Below are 16,229 nucleotides of genomic sequence, written 5' to 3' on the forward strand. Positions count from 1 at the left end.
CGGACTCGGGGTTCGGAATCTTTATGTGTACCAGGTGGGTTCGGGAAGTTCTCCGGTCAGCAGGTGGCCGCCCACCTCGCGCCGCTTGTACGCGACGGGGTCGTGCAGGGTGTGCGTCCGCACGTTCCGCCAGAAGATGTCGAGGCCCACCGTGTTGGACGTGGCACGCGCACCGGTCAGTTCGAACACCTTGGTGCCGATCTCGAGGGCGACATCGGCGGCCCGGATCTTGGCGGCGGCGATACGGACGGCGAGATCCCCGCGCGCCTGTTCGGTGAGGTTCTCCCGCGCGTCGTGCAGCACCGCGTTGGCCTCGCGGTTCACCTGATCGACGAACGCCTCAGCCGCCCACAGCTTCGACTGCAGGTCGCCGTAGCCCTCGCGCAGATACCACTCGTCGGTCGCCAGTTCCTTGTCGTCGCCGCCGTACGGCCACGGACGGGTCCGGGTGCGGGTGTATTCGGCCGCGGTGTCGAGTGCGCCGCGGGCGATGCCGACGTAGAAGTTGGCGAACACGATTTCGAGCGCCGGGAAGTTCAGCGTGTTGTAGACGAGCGGCTGGAACTCCTTGTCCACGAACCCGGCCGCCCCCGCCCAGTCCACCTCGACGTCGTTGATCTCGACCGAGCCGGAGTCGGTGAGGCGCTGCCCGAGATTGTCCCAGTCACCGCGGAACACGATGCCGTCCTGCGCCGTCGGCACGATCGCGAACACGTGTGTGGCCGTGCCCTCGATGATGCCCTCGAGCACGGTGAGGTCGGTGGCGCGGCCGCCGGTCGAGAACGACTTCACCCCGTTGTAGACGAGCGTGTCGCCGCGGTCGACGATCGTGAGGTCGGTGTCGCGCGGGTTGACCGCCCCGCCGAACAGGAAGCGGTTGCTGGTGTACAACTCCTCGACCGCGCCGATCTGCGGTTCGGTGCCCACGAGCCGCGCGGCCCACGCCCACAGATAGTGGTAGCCGAGCAACTGTCCGATGGAGCCGTCGCCGCGCGCGATCTCGCGGACCACCTGGTAGGCGGTCTCCCACGGCTGTCCGGCGCCGCCGAATTCGGCGGGCCCGAGCAGGGTGACGAGCCCGCTGTCCTTCAGGAGCCGGACCTCCTCGAATGGTGCGCCGCCTGCGCGGTCGCGTTCGACGGCGTCGCGAGCGAGGATCGCGCTCACCTCACGCGCACGCGCGATCCAGCCGCCGGCGGTGGCCGGGGCGTCCGACCAGATCTTCTCTTCGGTGATGACGGTCATGCCTTGTCTCCCTCTGCGGTCGGTGCGGTGCCGATGGCCCACACGTAGACGGGTTCCGTTCCGTTGATCTCGTAGTCGCCGACCACCTTGGCCTTGAACACCACGGGGTTGTGGCTGGCGACCGTGCGTGCATTCCGCCAGAAGCGGTCGAGGTCCCAGTCGCGGCGGACCCCGGACGCGCCGAGCGCATCGAAGATCTTGGCCGTGGCGGGGACGACGAGCGCGGTGGCGGAGATCTGGCCCTGCGCCGACGCGATCTCGGCGGCGATGTTGGCGGACTTCTCCTCCTCGCGGCTGCCGGTGAACGCGGCCTCGTACGCCCACTGGGCGGGTTCCGCCGCGTGCAGTGCGATCGCCTCGGCGGCGTGCGCGGCGGCCGACACCTCGCCCACCACCTGCTGGATCTGGGCGTCCTGCGCGTAGGTGGGGGCGTTGCCGTGGCTGAACGTGCGGGTCCGGGCCGCCACCCGGCGGGCGATCGCGTCCGTCGCCGCCCGCGCGATGCCCGCGAGTGTGGCGAGGTGGAACAACTGGTAGAACGCGGTCTGGTACTTGAACCGGGTGGAGAAGTCGAAGATGTTCTCCGGCTGGACGATCGCGTTCTCGTACGTCGACGTGCCCGAACCGGTGGTCTGCTGGCCGAAACCGTTCCAGTCGTCACTGTGCGTGACGGCAGGCTGGCGCGCCTCGACCGCGGCGATCACGAACGCACCGGTGTCGGTCCGCTGCGAGTACAGATCGATCCAGTCGGCGAAGATCGAACCGGTGCTGTAGTACTTCGTCCCGTTCGCGAAGAAGTGGGCCTCACCGGGAACGGGGGACACCTTGGTGTTCGCCTCACCGAGCGGGACGTCGCCGATCTCGGTCCACGCGTTACCGACCAGTTGACCGTCCGCGAATTTCCGAAGCCACGTGTCGCGGTCGGGACCGTCCGCGGCCACCAGTCGGTCCTCGACGAACGCGAAATGTCCGCGCAGCGCCTGGGTGATGTTGGAATCCGCCGCGGACAGTTCGGCGAGGAGCCGGAACAGCTGGGGGATGCTCGCGCCCGATCCGCCGTGGGATCTCGGCACGCGCACCGCCCCGAAACCGGCCCGTGTCAGGGCGTCGATCTGCTCGTAGGGGAGGACGTGGTCGCGTTCGCGTTCCACCACACCTTCCGCGATGTCCGCGAAGAGGGGACGGAACCTGGCGGCGAGCGTGTCGTAGTCGGTCTCGCTCGCGATGGGTTGTGCAGCTCTTCTTTCCTGTACGGCTGTCATGCCGTCGAACCTCACACGGTCTCGCGAGCCGGGTGAAGGGTTGGACGCGCGCTGATTGGAAGGGTGGGCGTCGGCCGGGCCGGCGGGTTCCATGCTGGGTATGTCAACCGAACACATCGCTGAGCAGATCAAGTTCGCCTACTGGGTGCCCAACGTCAGTGGCGGGCTGGTCACGTCCGACATCGAACAGCGCACCAGCTGGGACTACGAGTACAACAAGAAACTCGCCCAGACCGCCGAGAACAACGGGTTCGAGTACGCGCTCAGCCAGGTCCGGTACGAGGCCAGCTACGGGGCCGAGTTCCAGCACGAGTCGACGAGCTTCAGCCTCGCGCTCCTGCTGGCCACCGAGCGGCTGAAGGTGATCGCCGCGGTCCACCCCGGCCTGTGGCAGCCCGCCGTCCTGGCGAAACTGGGGGCCACGGCCGACCATCTGTCCAACGGCCGGTTCGCCGTCAACGTGGTGAGCGGCTGGTTCAAGGACGAATTCACCCACCTCGGGGAGCCGTGGCTCGAGCACGACGAGCGGTACCGGCGCAGCGCCGAATTCCTGCAGGTGCTCCGCAAGATCTGGACCGAGGACGACGTCGATTTCCGCGGCGATTTCTACCGGATCCACGACTTCACCCTGAAGCCGAAACCGCTCAACACCCCCGACCGTCCCAACCCGGAACTGTTCCAGGGCGGCAACTCCGCCGCCGCCCGGCAGAACGCGGGCCGCTACTCCGACTGGTACTTCAGCAACGGCAAGGACTACGACGGCGTCACCGAGCAGATCGACGACGTGCGACGGGTGGCGCGCGAGCACGACCGGGAGGTGAAGTTCGGGCTCAACGGTTTCATCATCGCCCGCGATACCGAGAAGGAAGCCCGCGACACCCTCCGCGAAATCATCGAGAAGGCCAACAAGCCGGCGGTCGGGGGCTTCCGGTCCGCCGTCCAGCAGGCGGGGGCGTCCACCGCCGACAAGTCGGGGATGTGGGCGGATTCCACGTTCGAGGATCTCGTCCAGTACAACGACGGATTCCGCACGCAGCTGATCGGAACGCCGGAGCAGGTCGCCGAGCGCATCGTCGAATACCGCCGTCGCGGAGTCGACCTCATCCTGGGCGGTTTCCTGCACTTCCAGGAGGAGATCGAGTACTTCGGCGCCAACGTGCTGCCGCTGGTCCGCGAACTCGAGGCTTCCGAGAGGCTCGCACCCGTGAGTGGTTAGCGAGTCCAGGGACTCGTCACGCACGCACGGGCGGCGGAGCCGCCTACCGGGCCAGCGCGCGACCCGCGGCCCGGCCGGAGAAGATGCAGCCGCCGAGGAACGTGCCCTCGAGTGCGCTGTACCCGTGGACGCCGCCGCCGCCGAATCCGGCGACCTCACCGGCGGCGTAGAGACCCTCGAACGGCGTGCCGTCGGGCCGGATCACCTGCGAGTCGAGGTTGGTCTCGAGGCCGCCGAGGGTCTTGCGGGTGAGCAGGTGCAGCCGGACCGCGATGAGGGGACCGTTTTTGGGGTCGAGCAACTCGTGCGGGCTCACGACGCGGGTGATCTTGTCGGCCAGCAGGTTCCGGGCGTTGCGGATCGCCATGACCTGGAAGTCCTTGGTGTAGGAATTCTTCACCTCCCGGTCGCGGGCCACGATCTCGCGTTCGAGGTCCTCGTACTTCAGCGGTGCGTCGGGGGTGAGGGCGTTCATGCCGTCGACGAGGTCGCGGAGGTTGTCGCGGACGACGAAGTCGGCGCCGTGCTGCTTGAACGCCTCGACGGGCCCGGGGGCGCCCTTCTTGAGTCGTTCGGCGAGCAGTTTGAAATCGCGGCCGGTGATGTCGGGGTTCTGCTCGGACCCCGACAGCGCGAACTCCTTCTCGATGATCTTCTGGTCGAGGACGAACCACGTGTGGTGGTGGCCGCTGTTCACGATGTGCTCGAGGGTGCCCATGGTGTCGAAACCGGGGAAGTTGGGGCTGGGCAGGCGGGTGCCGTTGCCGTCGAACCACATCGACGACGGGCCGGGAATGATGCGGATGCCGTGGTTGGGCCAGGTCGGGTCCCAGTTCTGGATGCCCTCGGTGTAGTGCCACATGCGGTCGCGGTTGACGATGTTGCCGCCTGCGTTCTCGGTGATCTCGAGCATGCGGCCGTCGACGTGCGCGGGGACGCCGGCGAGCATGTTCTCGGGGGCCTTGCCGAGTCGTGCGGGCCAATTCTTCTTGACCAGTTCGGGGTTGCCGCCGATGCCGCCGGACGTGACGACCACGGCCTGCGCGGAGAATTCGAACTCCCCGACCGCGGTGCGCGAGCTCTTCACACCGCGTGCCTCGGTGGACGGTTCGAGGACGGTGCCGCGCACACCGGTGGCGGCGCCGTCGGTGACGACGATCTCGTCGACCTGGTGACGGTGCTTGAACGTGACGAGTCCCCGCTTCGACGCGGCGACGACGCGGGTGAGGAAGACCTCGACGACGCCCGGGCCGGTACCCCAGGTGATGTGGAAGCGGGGAACGGAATTGCCCTGTCCGAGTGCGGATCCGCGTCCGCGTTCGGCCCACCCGACGTTCGGCATCAACCGCAGTCCGAGGTCGTGGAGGTACTGCCGCTTCTCGCCGGCCGCGAATTCGACGTATGCCTGCGCCCACAGTCGCGGCCACTGGTCTTCGCGCTCGCGGTCGAAGGCGGCGGTGCCCATCCAGTCCTGGATCGCCAGTTCGTACGAGTCCTTGATGCCGAGGCGCCGTTGTTCGGGGCTGTCGACGAGGAACAGGCCGCCGAGCGACCAGAAGGCCTGCCCGCCGAGATTCGCCGAACTCTCCTGGTCGACGACGAGGACCTTCTTGCCTGCCTTGGCCATCTCATAGGTGGCGACGAGTCCGGCCAGTCCGGCGCCGACGACGATCACATCAGCCTGTTCGGTCACGAGGACCCCTCTTTCCGGTGTGTGTGGGTGTGGGTGGTGGTGGTGTCGGGTTCGGTGTAGGCGGCCACGACGCGGGTGAACAGTTCGACGCGCAGTTCCCGCGCGGCAGCGTTCTCGTCTTCGACGAGGCACTGGACGCTGGTGCCGTCGTGGAGGGCCACGAGCGCGCGGCCGAGCACCCGGGGATCGCCGGCGATGCGGCGCCCGAGCCTGTGCATTGCTGTCTCGAGGATCGGCACGATGGTGTCGAGAATGGTGTGCTCGCGGGCCGCGAGGGCCTTCTTCAGCGACGGGTTGCGCAGGGCGTGGGCGGTGAATTCCGCGTTGATCCGGTACCACTGGTCGTCGACGGGGACGACGTCGAGCACCAGTGCGGTGCCGGCGCGCAGCTTGTCGGCGGGCGAGAGGCCGGAGAGGTCGATGCTCGACGAGTCGGCGGCCTGCCGGATGTGCGCGAGCATCGCGCTGGAGCGCTGTTCCCACATGGCGAAGAACATCTCGTCCAGCGACGCGAAGTTGGAGTAGAAGGCGCCGCGCGTATACCCGCCGCGTTCGCAGATCTGCTCGACCGTCGACCGTCCGAAGCCGTTTTCGGCGAACACCTCGACGGCGGCGTCGAGCAGTCGCTGCCGAGTCTGGCCGCGCCGTTTCGTCACCCTCCGGGGTGTGCCGGTGGCAGGCTCGGAGGAGCGGGCCGGTGACGTCGGCATGGCCTCTCCTCCGATCGGGTCGACAGCAACCGTCGATACACTAGCGTATCGGATACACCGGTGTATCGAATTCGGTTCAGCGCAGCCCGCTCGGCGAGGTCGGCGGTCTCAGAGATAGAGGCGTCTCAGAGGTAGAGGTCCTGCTTCCGGATCAGCGCGGTCGCCACGACGCTGACGACCGAGGTGGCGACGAGGTACCCGCAGGCCAGCCACGGGGTTCCGCCGCCGGCGGCGATCAGGGCGGTGAGGATCATCGGCGTGATGCCGGAGGCGTAGATCCCGGAGAACTGGTACACGACGGACAGTCCGGTGTAGCGGATCTCGGTGGGATACAGGCTCGCGTACAGCGTGCCCTGCGCGCCGTAGAAAAGAGCGTGGACGACGCCGAACACGAGCACCATCGCGACGCCGAACAGGACGAGATCTTCCGTCCCGAACAAGGCGAACGCGGGGAAGACGGCGAGTCCGTAGGCCCCGATCCCGATGAGGTAGATCCGCTTGGCCCCGTACCGGTCGACGAGCAGGCCGGAGAACGGCAGGAGCACCGCCATGACCGTCGCGGCGACGGTGACGACGAGGAGAACGGGAATCTTCGCGAACTCCAGGTCCTTGGTGGCGTACGTGATCGCGAAGACGCCCCACGTGTTGAAGGCGGCGCCCTCACCCCACCGGGAGAGCAGGCCGAGGATGCTGCCCCGGCGCACCCGGCCGCGGAACACGTCCTTCAGTGGAGCGGAGGAGCGTTTCTCGAGGTCGTGCACCTCCTGGAACGCCGGGGTCTCCTCGACCTTCAGCCGGACCACGAATCCGACGAACACGAGAATCAGGCTGAGCAGGAACGCAATTCGCCAGCCGTACGTGAGGAACTGGGCGTCGTCGAAGATCGTCTGCAACGCGGCGAAGACGCCGGTGCCCAGAGCGAGTCCCAGTGCCAGACCGATCTGGGGGATGCTGCCGAAGATGCCGCGTCTCTTCGCCGGACTGTGTTCGACGGCGAGGAGCACGGCGCCCGCCCATTCACCGCCCAGCGCGAACCCCTGCAGGACGCGGAGCAGGAGCAGCAGCACCGGCGCGATCACCCCGACCTGTGCGGCGGTCGGCAGCACACCCATCAGGGCGGTGGCGATGCCCATGATGAACATGGTGAGCGCGAGCGTCTTCTTCCGTCCGATGCGGTCGCCGATGTGGCCGAACACGACTCCGCCGATCGGCCGGACCACGAAACCGACCGCGAACGTGGCGAACGCCAGCATGGTGCCGACGAACGAACTCTGGTCGGGGAAGAACAGCTGGTTGAACACCAGACTGGCGGCTGTGGCGTAGAGGAAGAAGTCGTACCACTCGACTGTCGTACCCAGCAGGCTGGCGGCGACGACGGTGCGGAGCCGCTTGCGGCGCTCGAGGTCGGATTCCGGTGAGGACGTGTACGGGGCGTCGGACAGCGTAGTCATAACGGGGGGCGACGCTAACGCCGTTCGCGTCGGTGCTGCACTACTCTGAATCACGGTGATCGAAACCCTCGCGGCCCGGCTGCGTCGTTGATGAACTGGCCTGCGCTGCCCATCTGTCGTCGACAAGAGGATCGCGCGTGTCTCTTCATTTCCACTGGTTCCTTCCCACCTACGGTGATTCCCGCAACCTGATGGCAGGCGGTCACGGGAGTTCCATGGCGGGTGACCGGCCGGCGACGCTGCGATACCTCAACCAGATCGGCGCGGCGGCGGAGTCGAGCGGATTCGAATCGGTGCTGACGCCCACCGGCGCGTGGTGCGAGGACGCCTGGCTCACCACGGCCATGATGCTGGAGACCACAGAGACGTTGAAGTTCCTGGTCGCGCTGCGGCCGGGCCTGCTCAGCCCAACGCTGGCCGCGCAGATGGCGGCGACGTTCCAGTGGCAGTCGCAGGGACGGCTCCTGCTGAACGTCGTGACCGGCGGTGAGGACCACGAACAGCGCACCTACGGCGACTACCTCGACAAGACCCAGCGCTACGCGCGCTGCGGCGAGTTCCTCGACGTCATCCGAAAGCTTTGGGCGGGAACGGGACCGGTCGACTACGCGGGCGAATACATCCGGGTGGAGAACGCCCAGCTGCAGCGCATCCCTGATCCGGTGCCGCCGATCTTCTTCGGCGGGTCGTCGCCGGCGGCGGGCACCGTCGCGTCCCAGTTCGCCGACACCTACCTCACCTGGGGTGAACCGCCCAGTGCCGTCGCCGCGAAGATCGCCTGGATCCGCGACCTCGCCGACGTCCAGGGCCGCACCCTCGGCTACGGCATCCGGCTGCACGTGATCAGCCGAGACACGTCCGAGGAGGCGTGGGCCGAGGCCGACCGCCTGCTGTCCGCCCTCGACCCCGCGACGGTCGAGCAGGCTCAGCAGAGCCTGGCCCGGTCGGGTTCCGAGGGCCAGCGGCGGATGCGCGAACTGCACGGCGGCGGAAGCGCGTACGCGAAGGACGCTGGGGCGCGCGCCCTCGAGGTGGCCCCCAACCTGTGGTCCGGTGTCGGACTGGTCCGCGGCGGCGCGGGCACCGCGCTGGTCGGTTCCCACGAGGAGGTCGCCGACCGCATCGCCGAGTACGCGTCGCTCGGTCTCGACCACTTCGTCCTCTCCGGCTACCCGCACCTGGAGGAGGCGTACAACTTCGGCGAAGGTGTCCGGCCGATCCTCGAACGCCGCGGGCTCGTGCAGTCCCGCACCCACCGGCCCGGGGATCTGTCGGGGTCGACGGCGTTCCTGTCCTCGAGTCGGTAGCGGCTGCCAGACTGGGGGTCATGGCGACGGTCGGGCGGGTCCCCGAGGAACTACTCCCGCACCTGCGCCGTGCCCGCGACCTCGCCGATCGTGACTACGCCTCGCCGCTGGATCTGTCGGAACTGGCGGCGACGGCGGGGGTGTCGAAGTACCACTTCCTCCGGTGCTTCGCGGCGGTCTACGGCCGGACGCCGGGTGTGTATCTCGCGGAGCGCCGCGTCGAGCGCGCCCAGGACCTGCTGCGGGCGACGAACCTGACGGTCACCGAGATCTGCCACCTCGTCGGGTACACCAGCCTCGGGTCGTTCAGTGCCAAGTTCCGTCAGCTGGTCGGCACGTCACCGTCGGTGTACCAGGCGAAGTTCGCCGAGCACGGGGCGCCGCGCATCCCCGGGTGCTACGTGTTCATGCACGGGCTGAGCGACCGCCGGTGAACCCCGCAATTTCGGAGAAGCGCCGTCGGCCGCGCCGGACATAGGTTGGTCGCATGATCACCAACGTTTCTCTCGTCACCCTGTGGGTCACCGACCAGGACGACGCGAAGAAGTTCTACATCGACACACTGGGTTTCGCCCCGGGCACCGACGTCACGATGGGCGACGGGTTCCGGTGGGTGACGATCCTGCACCCCGACCACCCGGAGCTCGAGGTCACGCTGATGCGGCCGGGGCCGCCGCTCGACGCCGACATGGCGGAGGCGGTCCGCCGGTCGCTGGCGAGCGGGACGATGGGCGGATTCGGGCTCACCACCACCGACTGTCACGGGACGTACAAGGATCTGGTCGCCAAGGGCGTCGAGTTCACGCAGCCGCCGGCCGAACGGCCCTACGGCGTCGAGGCGGTGATGCGGGACAACTCCGGCAACTGGCTGGTGCTGGTGGAGAAGCGGGAGTACACGGGGGAAGATTTCGCGCACTGACCAACCCCACCGCCAAGTGTCAGCGCGCCCGGTGACGTCGTACGGCGTCCCGGTTCGCGCACTTGGGTGAGCAGTACCGCTGACGGCCGTTGCGGGAGGTGTCGGCGTAGATGGCGGTGCATTCCTCGAGCGCGCAGCGGCCGAGGCGGTGCATGCCCCGGCCGACGAGGTGCAGCGCGGTGCCGACGGAGAACAGTGCCTCGAGGACCCCGGCCAGCGACTGCTGGTCGTCGCGGTAGTGGAGGTGCCAGCCGTCGCCGGCGTGGTTGGTCAGTCGCGGGTACGCGGACGCCTTCGTGAGCAGGAGATTGACCTGTTCGGCCCGGTCTTCGTCGCTCGTGGCGTCGGCGATGGCCGACCACCGGTCGAGCATGGCGAGCACGTCGGCGAGGTCGTCGTCGGTGACGGGGAAGTCGACGACGATGCCGGCGTCGACGCATCGGTCGACGAGTTCGCCGGTCGAATCGGGTGGGTGATTCGCGAGGTCGGCGGCGAGCGTGACCGCATACTCCCCGTAAGGGTTGAGATGCACAATGCCATTACATCACGCTGGGTGCATGAGCGAACATCACGAACACGACTGGCAGGAAGTATCCCGGCATCGCACGAGCACGGGCGTGGTCACCTACCTCGGCTGCGCGTGCGGTCGGTGGCAGTTGTCGCTGGTCGAGGCGCCGCTAGCGGAATCTAGCCATATCTACGTTCGATCGCAGATCTGAATAGATTTGTATACGGACCGCCGGTTTCCGGGTCGAGGGTCTGGCATTTTCGGGACGAGACGCACATAATCACCACGTGAGCCAAGTTACTGTTACTTCGAGTGCACTCATTCTTGCCCAGTCGGGCGGGGAGGGTGGCGGTGCGGCACTCGACCAGATCATCGGAATCACGGTGGCGACGGCGATCATCACCGTGGGTCTGCTGTGGATCGCGTACCTGCACCGCACACGCAAGATCACGTGGCTGCAGACGATCGCCGACGCGGCGTCGCGCGCACTCGACCGGCCCCCGTGGGTGGCCCTGCCCCTGGTGACTTTCGTCGGGACCATCCTGACGGCGTTCTTCGGTTTCATCTGGGACGTCAGCCTGCACATCGGGCGCGGCCGCGACAACGGGCCGCTCGCGAACCCTGCGCACTACTTCATCCTCGTCGGCCTGTTCCTGCTGTTCATCACGGGAATGCTGGCGATGATCCTGCCGCGCGACGAGAAACCCGGCCGTGCGGCGATCAAGATCACCCGCACCTGGTACGTCCCGGTCGGCGGCGTCCTCGTGGCCGGAGCGGGTCTGTACGCCCTCATCGGGTTCCCGCTCGACGACGTCTGGCACCGCATCTTCGGTCAGGACGTCACGCTATGGGGGCCGACGCACCTGATGCTGATCGGCGGTGCGGGACTGTCGCTGATCGGCGTCCTGCTCCTGGACTACGAGGGCCGGATGGCGACCCCCGGGGAGGTGAAGCCGGACAGCAGGCTCATCTGGTTCCTGCGGTGCGGCATGTTCGGCGGCCTGCTGATCGGCCTGTCCGTCTTCCAGATCGAATACGACTTCGGCGTCGAGCAGTTCCGCCTCGTCCTGCAGCCGATGATGATTGCCGGAGCAGCCGCGTTCACCCTGGTGGCGGCCCGTATCGTCCTCGGACCGTTCGCGGCGATCGTGGCCGTGGCGGTGGCAGGCGTCGTGCGCGCGATCACGGCTCTGGTGGTCGGACCGGTTCTCGGTGCCCCCACCAACGTGTTCGAACTGTGCCTCGGCGCCGCGGTGGTGATCGAACTGCTCGCTCTGACACCACTGATCAAGAACCGGGTGGCCTTCGGTGCCGTCGGTGGACTCCTCGTCGCGACGGTCGGGCTGTGGCTCGAGTCGCTGTGGATCGACGCCGTGTACATCTACCCCTGGCCCACCAGCATGTGGCCGGAGGCGCTGGCCATGGCCGTGCCCGTCGGCATCGCGGCCGGAGCCTGTGGCGCCCTTCTCGCGCGGGTGCTCCGATCCGAGGGTCTTCCGCGCCCCGCGATCAGCCGCACCATCGTCGTCGCCACCGTCGTGGTGATCGCCGGTGCCACGGCCAACGGCCTGGTCACCGCGGTCCCGGACAACGCCACGGCGACGATCGCTCTCACGGAGGCCGCCCCGGACGGCGGCCGCATGGTCGACGCGGAGGTGCGAATCGACCCACCCGATCTCGTGAGCGACGATCCGGCGTGGGTGTCCATCCTGTCCTGGCAGGGCGGCCCCGGACTGGGCAACGGTTTCACCGTCGACCGGCTCGAACGCACCGGGCCCGGCACTTACCGGACGCACGAACCGGTCCCGGTCCACGGAACGTGGAAGACGTTGCTGCGCGTGCAGGACGGGCGCACGATGACGGCCGTCCCGATCTACCTGCCCAGCGACCCGGGCATCGGCGCGGAGGAACTGCCCGCCGTCGCGTCCTCGACCCGCGACTTCGTCCCGGAGATCACCATCCTGCAGCGGGAGCGGAACTTCGACCACCCGTCCTGGCTGTTCGGCGCCGCGTCGCTGGTGGTGCTCGTGTGCACCCTGGCGCTGATCACCGCCCTGGCGTGGGGAGCGGGCCGGATCAGCAAGTACACACAGGGGCAGGCGGCGACCGGCACCCGCGAGGACGTGACGGTGACATGAACCCGGTGCACGATCCGGACGTCGTCTACCTCGCCGATCATTCGGTGCTGCTGGCGATTCCGGCGTTCGTCCCCGCGTTCCTGGTGGCCGGGCTGGTCATCTACCTGGCGGTCCGGGACCGCAAGGCGGAAGCCGCCGAGAATGCCGAGAACGCGAAGCACGGCCCGAGCGAGAAAGACGAGGAGAACTAGGTGATCAGGCGGTTGGCCGGACTTGTCGTGATGCCCGCTGTCGTCGTGGCCCTGGTGTCGGGCTGCGGAGGCGACGACGACACCCCGGCGACGGAGGGCGGTGTCGTGATCGACGTCGTGATCGAGAACGGTACGGTCACACCGGGCAACGAGCGCATCGAGGCCACGGTGGGGGAGAACATCACGGTGCGGATCGACAGCGACGCCGACGACGAGTTGCACGTGCACGCCGTTCCGGAGCGCTCGTTCGAGATTCACCCCGGAACGCAGGAAACCCAGTTCTCCGTTGACGTTCCGGGCCAGGTGGCGGTGGAATCGCACGACACGGGTAAGACGGTGGCCACCCTGCTCGTGCGTCCATGACCGCTGTTCTCGCGCACGGCCTCGGCGGATCCACCGACCTTCCCATCCCGTTCACGTATGCGCTGATCGGGGCGAGTTGGGCGCTCACCGTGTCCTTCGTGGTGCTGGCGTTCGCGTGGCGCACCCCGAAGCTGGATCCGGACAACCCGGGGCGCAGGCTGCCCGGCTGGGTGACCCGGTTCGCCGACGCGCCCGCCACGCGCCACGTGCTGGCCGCGACCGGTGTGGTGTTCGCGGTGTGGGTGGCCCTCGCCGCCTTCTTCGGACCCTCGGAATCGTCGGAGAACGCACTGCCGGGCGCGTTCTACGTGCTGCTCTGGGTGGGGCTGGTCGCGGCGTCGCTGGCGTTCGGTCCGGTCTGGCGGGTGCTCTCCCCGGTCCGCACCGTGCACCGGTCGGTGTGCGCGGCGATCGGCCACTCGCCGGCGGAAAACGATGCGCGGTACCGCAACTCGTGGGGCTATTGGCCCGCGGTCGCGGGACTGTTCGCCTTCGTCTGGCTGGAACTGGCCTCCGGCGACCCGGGTTCCGTGGCCGCGGTGCGGACGTGGCTGCTCGTGTATGTCGTGGTCACGACGGCCGGGGCGTTTCTGTGCGGCGAGCGCTGGTGCGAGCGGGGCGATCCGTTCGAGGTGTACAGCACGCTGGCGTCGCGGCTGTCTCCGCTGAGCCGCGACCGGCCGAGCGGACGGATCGTCCTGCGCAACCCGCTGGACCACCTGGGGTCGATGCCCGTCCGCGCCGGCTCGGTCGCGTTGATGGCAACCCTGCTGGGGTCCACGGCCTTCGACAGCTTCTCTGCGTTCCCCTGGTGGTCTCGTCTGGTGGACGGGATCGGTTCCCCGATCGGCGCCACCCTCGCGCGCACGGCCGGGGTCCTGGTATTCGTCGGCTTCGTCGGGGTGTCGTTCTGGGTGGCCTCGCGGTCGGCCGGGGGACTGCGGCCCGAGCAGCGCGCCGCTCTCCCGGGACAGCTGTCGCATTCGCTGATCCCGATCATCATCGGCTACGTCTTCGCGCACTATCTGACGTATCTGGTGGAGAAGGGGCAGGCGACGGTGATCCTGCTGGCCGACCCGATGGGTCGGGGATGGAACCCGCTGGGGCTCGGCGACGCCGAGGTCTGGTACGTGCTGTCCGAGCACCCGGCCGCCTCGGCGTCGATCAAGGTGCTGTTCGTCCTCGCCGGACACGTGCTGGGAGTGATTGCGGCACACGACAAATCGGTGCGGCTCCTGCCGCGGGGCCATCAGCTGACCGGGCAGCTGGCACTGCTGCTCACCATGGTCACCTACACGTTCGGTGGGCTGTACCTGCTGTTCGGTGGCTGACGGCCCCGGTGTGCGTCAGCGTGCGAGGACGACTGCCGCCTCCGCGGTGAGCGAGGCGAACGTGAACGTCTCCTCGAGGTAGAGCGTGACTTCGTCGGCGGTGTGGCTGTCGTAGCCGATCGACAGGTCCGTGCCGAGGGTCAACTGGTTGTCGCCGCCGCGCGTGGACAGCACGTATCCACCGCTGATGGCCGGTGCCCAGATGATGTCGCCGGTGACCAGGTCGCGCAGGTGGTGGAACACCGGGTGTCCCTCGTCGCGGGTCTCGCTGACCGCGGTGTACGCGTCGGCGTCCAGCACCACCGAATACGGTCCCTCGACTCCGGCGAGTCGCAGCGCCGACAGCGCGGAGGCGACGGCGTCGGGGATCAGCAGCGGATCCTCCGGCAGACTGAGAATCGGATTGTCGCTGGACGGTCCGAGTCCGCGGATGCCCGCCTCGTCGAATCCCTGGAAGATCGACTGGTCCTCCGCGAACGCGACGGCCTTCGCGGCGTCCTTGACGGGCTGCCAGTCGGAGTCGAGGGAACCGCGGGCGACGTCGTCGACCTCGGCGCGGCTCAGGGTGAACGGGAACCGGAGTTCGACGAGCGGGTCGACCTGCCGCTGCTGGGCGCGGATCCTGCTGTCGGAAGTCTTGATCGGGTTGACCCGGCCGAGGTTGTGGGCCGAGTAGGAGTATCCGAACGGTCCCGCGACGTCGACCACGCGCCTGCCCGCGACGTGGCGCTTGAACGTGCGGGTGGCCTCTTCGCCGATCTGCTGCCAGGCCGCCTCGGTGACGGGTGCCAGGTTGCGGTGCAGATTGCTCGAATCACTCATTGCGATACTCCTTTGAGACCACCGATTTTCAGGGACAGTTCGTACGGGTCGGCCGCGGCGGGCTCGACCGGGTCTTCGGGCGCCGGCTCCGCGACGGCCGGTGCGTCGCCGAGCGATTCGAGCACGTCCCGGCTCGGCACGAAGAACAACGTGCCGGTGGCCGCCGTGGAGAAGTCGAGGATGCGGTCGTAGTTTCCGGGCGGCTCGCCGAGAAACATTCTCCGCAACATCAACTCGGTGACGGCGGGATCCTTCGCGTACCCGATGAAGTAGGTGCCGTACTCGGCCTCGCCGAGGCTGCCGAATGCCATGTTGTCCCGCAGGATCTCGTGCTCGACGCCGTCGTCGTCGACGATGCTGTTGAGGGTGACGTGCGAATTGCTCGGCTGGACGTCGTCGTCGAGTTCGATGTTGTCGAGCTTGGTGCGCCCGATGACCCGTTCCTGTTCCTCGGTGCTCAGCGTGCTCCACCCACCCATGTCGTGCAGGTACTTCTGCACGATCACGTAACTGCCGCCCCGGAAGTCGGGGTCCTCGTCGCCGATCAGCGCCGCGTCGGACGCGTCGTCATCGGTGGGATTCTCGGTGCCGTCGACGAATCCGAGGAGGTCGCGGGAATCGAAGTAGCGGAAGCCGTGCACCTCGTCGACGACGGTGGCGGCGGACCCCAGCGCGGAGACGATCTGGCGGCCCAGTTCGAAGCACAGGTCCTTGCGGGCGGCCTTGATGTGGAACAGGACGTCGCCGGGTGTGGACGGCGCGTTGTGGGCCGGTCCGGACAGCGGGACGAACGGGTGCAGATGAGCCGGCTTCGACGACGCGCTCACGCGGTCCCAGAACTCCGAGCCGACACCGACCACGCAGGACAGGGAGCCGGCGAGTTCCCGGAATCCCACGGCCTTGAGCGGTCCGTCGATGCCGGAGATCACGTCGCACACCGTCGCGCGGTCTTCGTCGGAGGGTCCGGCGACCACCACCAGGAACAGGGAGGCAGGGCTGGGCGGAGTGAGGACTGCTTGGGGTGCCAATCTCGCGACTGGGCCTGGCATCTGTGTCTCCGTTCACTCCGACGT

The 16,229-nt window shown here is 68.0% G+C and carries 17 protein-coding genes; 9 read left to right on the plus strand and 8 right to left on the minus strand.

The annotated features are described in order from the left end of the window. Nucleotides 1-21 precede the first annotated feature (21 nt). Both CA951_RS01885 and CA951_RS01890 read right to left on the minus strand, forming a co-directional pair. Nucleotides 22-1,245 carry an acyl-CoA dehydrogenase family protein gene (locus tag CA951_RS01885; RefSeq protein ID WP_087555209.1) on the minus strand — a complete coding sequence of 408 codons (1,224 nt, stop codon included), beginning with the start codon at nt 1,243-1,245 and terminating at the stop codon, nt 22-24. Continuing rightward, a complete protein-coding gene (locus CA951_RS01890) occupies nt 1,242-2,507 on the minus strand; it encodes an acyl-CoA dehydrogenase family protein (protein ID WP_087555338.1) in 1,266 nt (421 codons plus the stop codon). Before CA951_RS01890 ends, CA951_RS01885 begins: the two co-directional genes overlap by 4 nt. Before the next feature lie 100 nt (nt 2,508-2,607). Here CA951_RS01890 and sfnG point away from each other — a divergent pair, with 100 nt between their 5' ends. Further along, entirely contained in the window at nt 2,608-3,723 is a 1,116-nt protein-coding gene (sfnG, locus tag CA951_RS01895) for a dimethylsulfone monooxygenase SfnG (protein WP_087555339.1), read from the plus strand. A 43-nt stretch (nt 3,724-3,766) separates the two neighbouring features. Here sfnG and CA951_RS01900 read toward each other — a convergent pair whose 3' ends face one another. From CA951_RS01900 to CA951_RS01910, 3 genes are all read right to left on the minus strand, one after another. Beyond that, nucleotides 3,767-5,416 (minus strand): FAD-binding dehydrogenase, encoded by a 1,650-nt coding sequence (locus CA951_RS01900; protein WP_087555210.1) that lies wholly within the window; start codon nt 5,414-5,416, stop codon nt 3,767-3,769. Continuing rightward, entirely contained in the window at nt 5,413-6,126 is a 714-nt protein-coding gene (locus CA951_RS01905; protein WP_087555211.1) for a TetR/AcrR family transcriptional regulator, read from the minus strand. Before CA951_RS01905 ends, CA951_RS01900 begins: the two co-directional genes overlap by 4 nt. 125 nt (nt 6,127-6,251) lie before the next feature. Beyond that, nucleotides 6,252-7,577, minus strand: coding sequence for an MFS transporter (locus CA951_RS01910; RefSeq protein WP_087555212.1), 1,326 nt, complete (start codon nt 7,575-7,577; stop codon nt 6,252-6,254). A gap of 137 nt (nt 7,578-7,714) precedes the next feature. On the opposite strand from CA951_RS01910, the gene CA951_RS01915 reads away from it, so the two are divergent. The 3 genes from CA951_RS01915 to CA951_RS01925 are packed head-to-tail and all read left to right on the plus strand — an operon-like array spanning nt 7,715 to nt 9,803. Beyond that, nucleotides 7,715-8,884, plus strand: a complete 1,170-nt coding sequence (locus CA951_RS01915; RefSeq protein WP_087555213.1) for an LLM class flavin-dependent oxidoreductase — start codon at nt 7,715-7,717, stop codon at nt 8,882-8,884. 20 nt (nt 8,885-8,904) lie between these two features. Beyond that, the gene (locus CA951_RS01920; protein WP_087555214.1) at nt 8,905-9,318 is read left to right on the plus strand and encodes a helix-turn-helix transcriptional regulator; all 414 of its coding nucleotides are present in this window, start codon (nt 8,905-8,907) and stop codon (nt 9,316-9,318) included. Between the two features lie 53 nt (nt 9,319-9,371). Then, on the plus strand, nt 9,372-9,803 hold the full coding sequence (locus CA951_RS01925; RefSeq protein WP_087555215.1) for a VOC family protein: 432 nt from the start codon (nt 9,372-9,374) through the stop codon (nt 9,801-9,803). 19 nt (nt 9,804-9,822) lie between these two features. On the opposite strand, the gene CA951_RS01930 is transcribed toward CA951_RS01925, so the two are convergent. Next, nucleotides 9,823-10,335, minus strand: a complete 513-nt coding sequence (locus tag CA951_RS01930; protein ID WP_087555216.1) for a CGNR zinc finger domain-containing protein — start codon at nt 10,333-10,335, stop codon at nt 9,823-9,825. A gap of 25 nt (nt 10,336-10,360) precedes the next feature. On the opposite strand from CA951_RS01930, the gene CA951_RS43255 reads away from it, so the two are divergent. The 5 genes from CA951_RS43255 to CA951_RS01950 all read left to right on the plus strand — a co-directional run bounded on the left by CA951_RS43255 (nt 10,361) and on the right by CA951_RS01950 (nt 14,334). Then, nucleotides 10,361-10,522, plus strand: coding sequence for a hypothetical protein (locus CA951_RS43255; protein WP_179220075.1), 162 nt, complete (start codon nt 10,361-10,363; stop codon nt 10,520-10,522). A gap of 76 nt (nt 10,523-10,598) precedes the next feature. Further along, nucleotides 10,599-12,449 carry a hypothetical protein gene (locus CA951_RS01935; RefSeq protein ID WP_087555217.1) on the plus strand — a complete coding sequence of 617 codons (1,851 nt, stop codon included), beginning with the start codon at nt 10,599-10,601 and terminating at the stop codon, nt 12,447-12,449. Further along, nucleotides 12,446-12,640 carry a hypothetical protein gene (locus tag CA951_RS01940; RefSeq protein WP_087555218.1) on the plus strand — a complete coding sequence of 65 codons (195 nt, stop codon included), beginning with the start codon at nt 12,446-12,448 and terminating at the stop codon, nt 12,638-12,640. The genes CA951_RS01935 and CA951_RS01940 overlap by 4 nt, the downstream gene beginning before the upstream one ends. Further along, a complete protein-coding gene (locus CA951_RS01945) occupies nt 12,641-13,003 on the plus strand; it encodes a hypothetical protein (protein ID WP_087555219.1) in 363 nt (120 codons plus the stop codon). After that, entirely contained in the window at nt 13,000-14,334 is a 1,335-nt protein-coding gene (locus tag CA951_RS01950) for a hypothetical protein (protein WP_087555220.1), read from the plus strand. The genes CA951_RS01945 and CA951_RS01950 overlap by 4 nt, the downstream gene beginning before the upstream one ends. A 15-nt stretch (nt 14,335-14,349) precedes the next feature. Here CA951_RS01950 and CA951_RS01955 read toward each other — a convergent pair whose 3' ends face one another. Together CA951_RS01955 and CA951_RS01960 are read right to left on the minus strand one after the other, a co-directional pair. Beyond that, nucleotides 14,350-15,156 (minus strand): family 1 encapsulin nanocompartment shell protein, encoded by an 807-nt coding sequence (locus CA951_RS01955; RefSeq protein ID WP_087555221.1) that lies wholly within the window; start codon nt 15,154-15,156, stop codon nt 14,350-14,352. Then, nucleotides 15,153-16,205 (minus strand): Dyp-type peroxidase, encoded by a 1,053-nt coding sequence (locus CA951_RS01960; protein WP_087555222.1) that lies wholly within the window; start codon nt 16,203-16,205, stop codon nt 15,153-15,155. Before CA951_RS01960 ends, CA951_RS01955 begins: the two co-directional genes overlap by 4 nt. Nucleotides 16,206-16,229 lie beyond the last annotated feature (24 nt).

Source organism: Rhodococcus sp. NCIMB 12038, from assembly GCF_002165735.1.
GTDB lineage: Bacteria > Actinomycetota > Actinomycetes > Mycobacteriales > Mycobacteriaceae > Rhodococcus_F.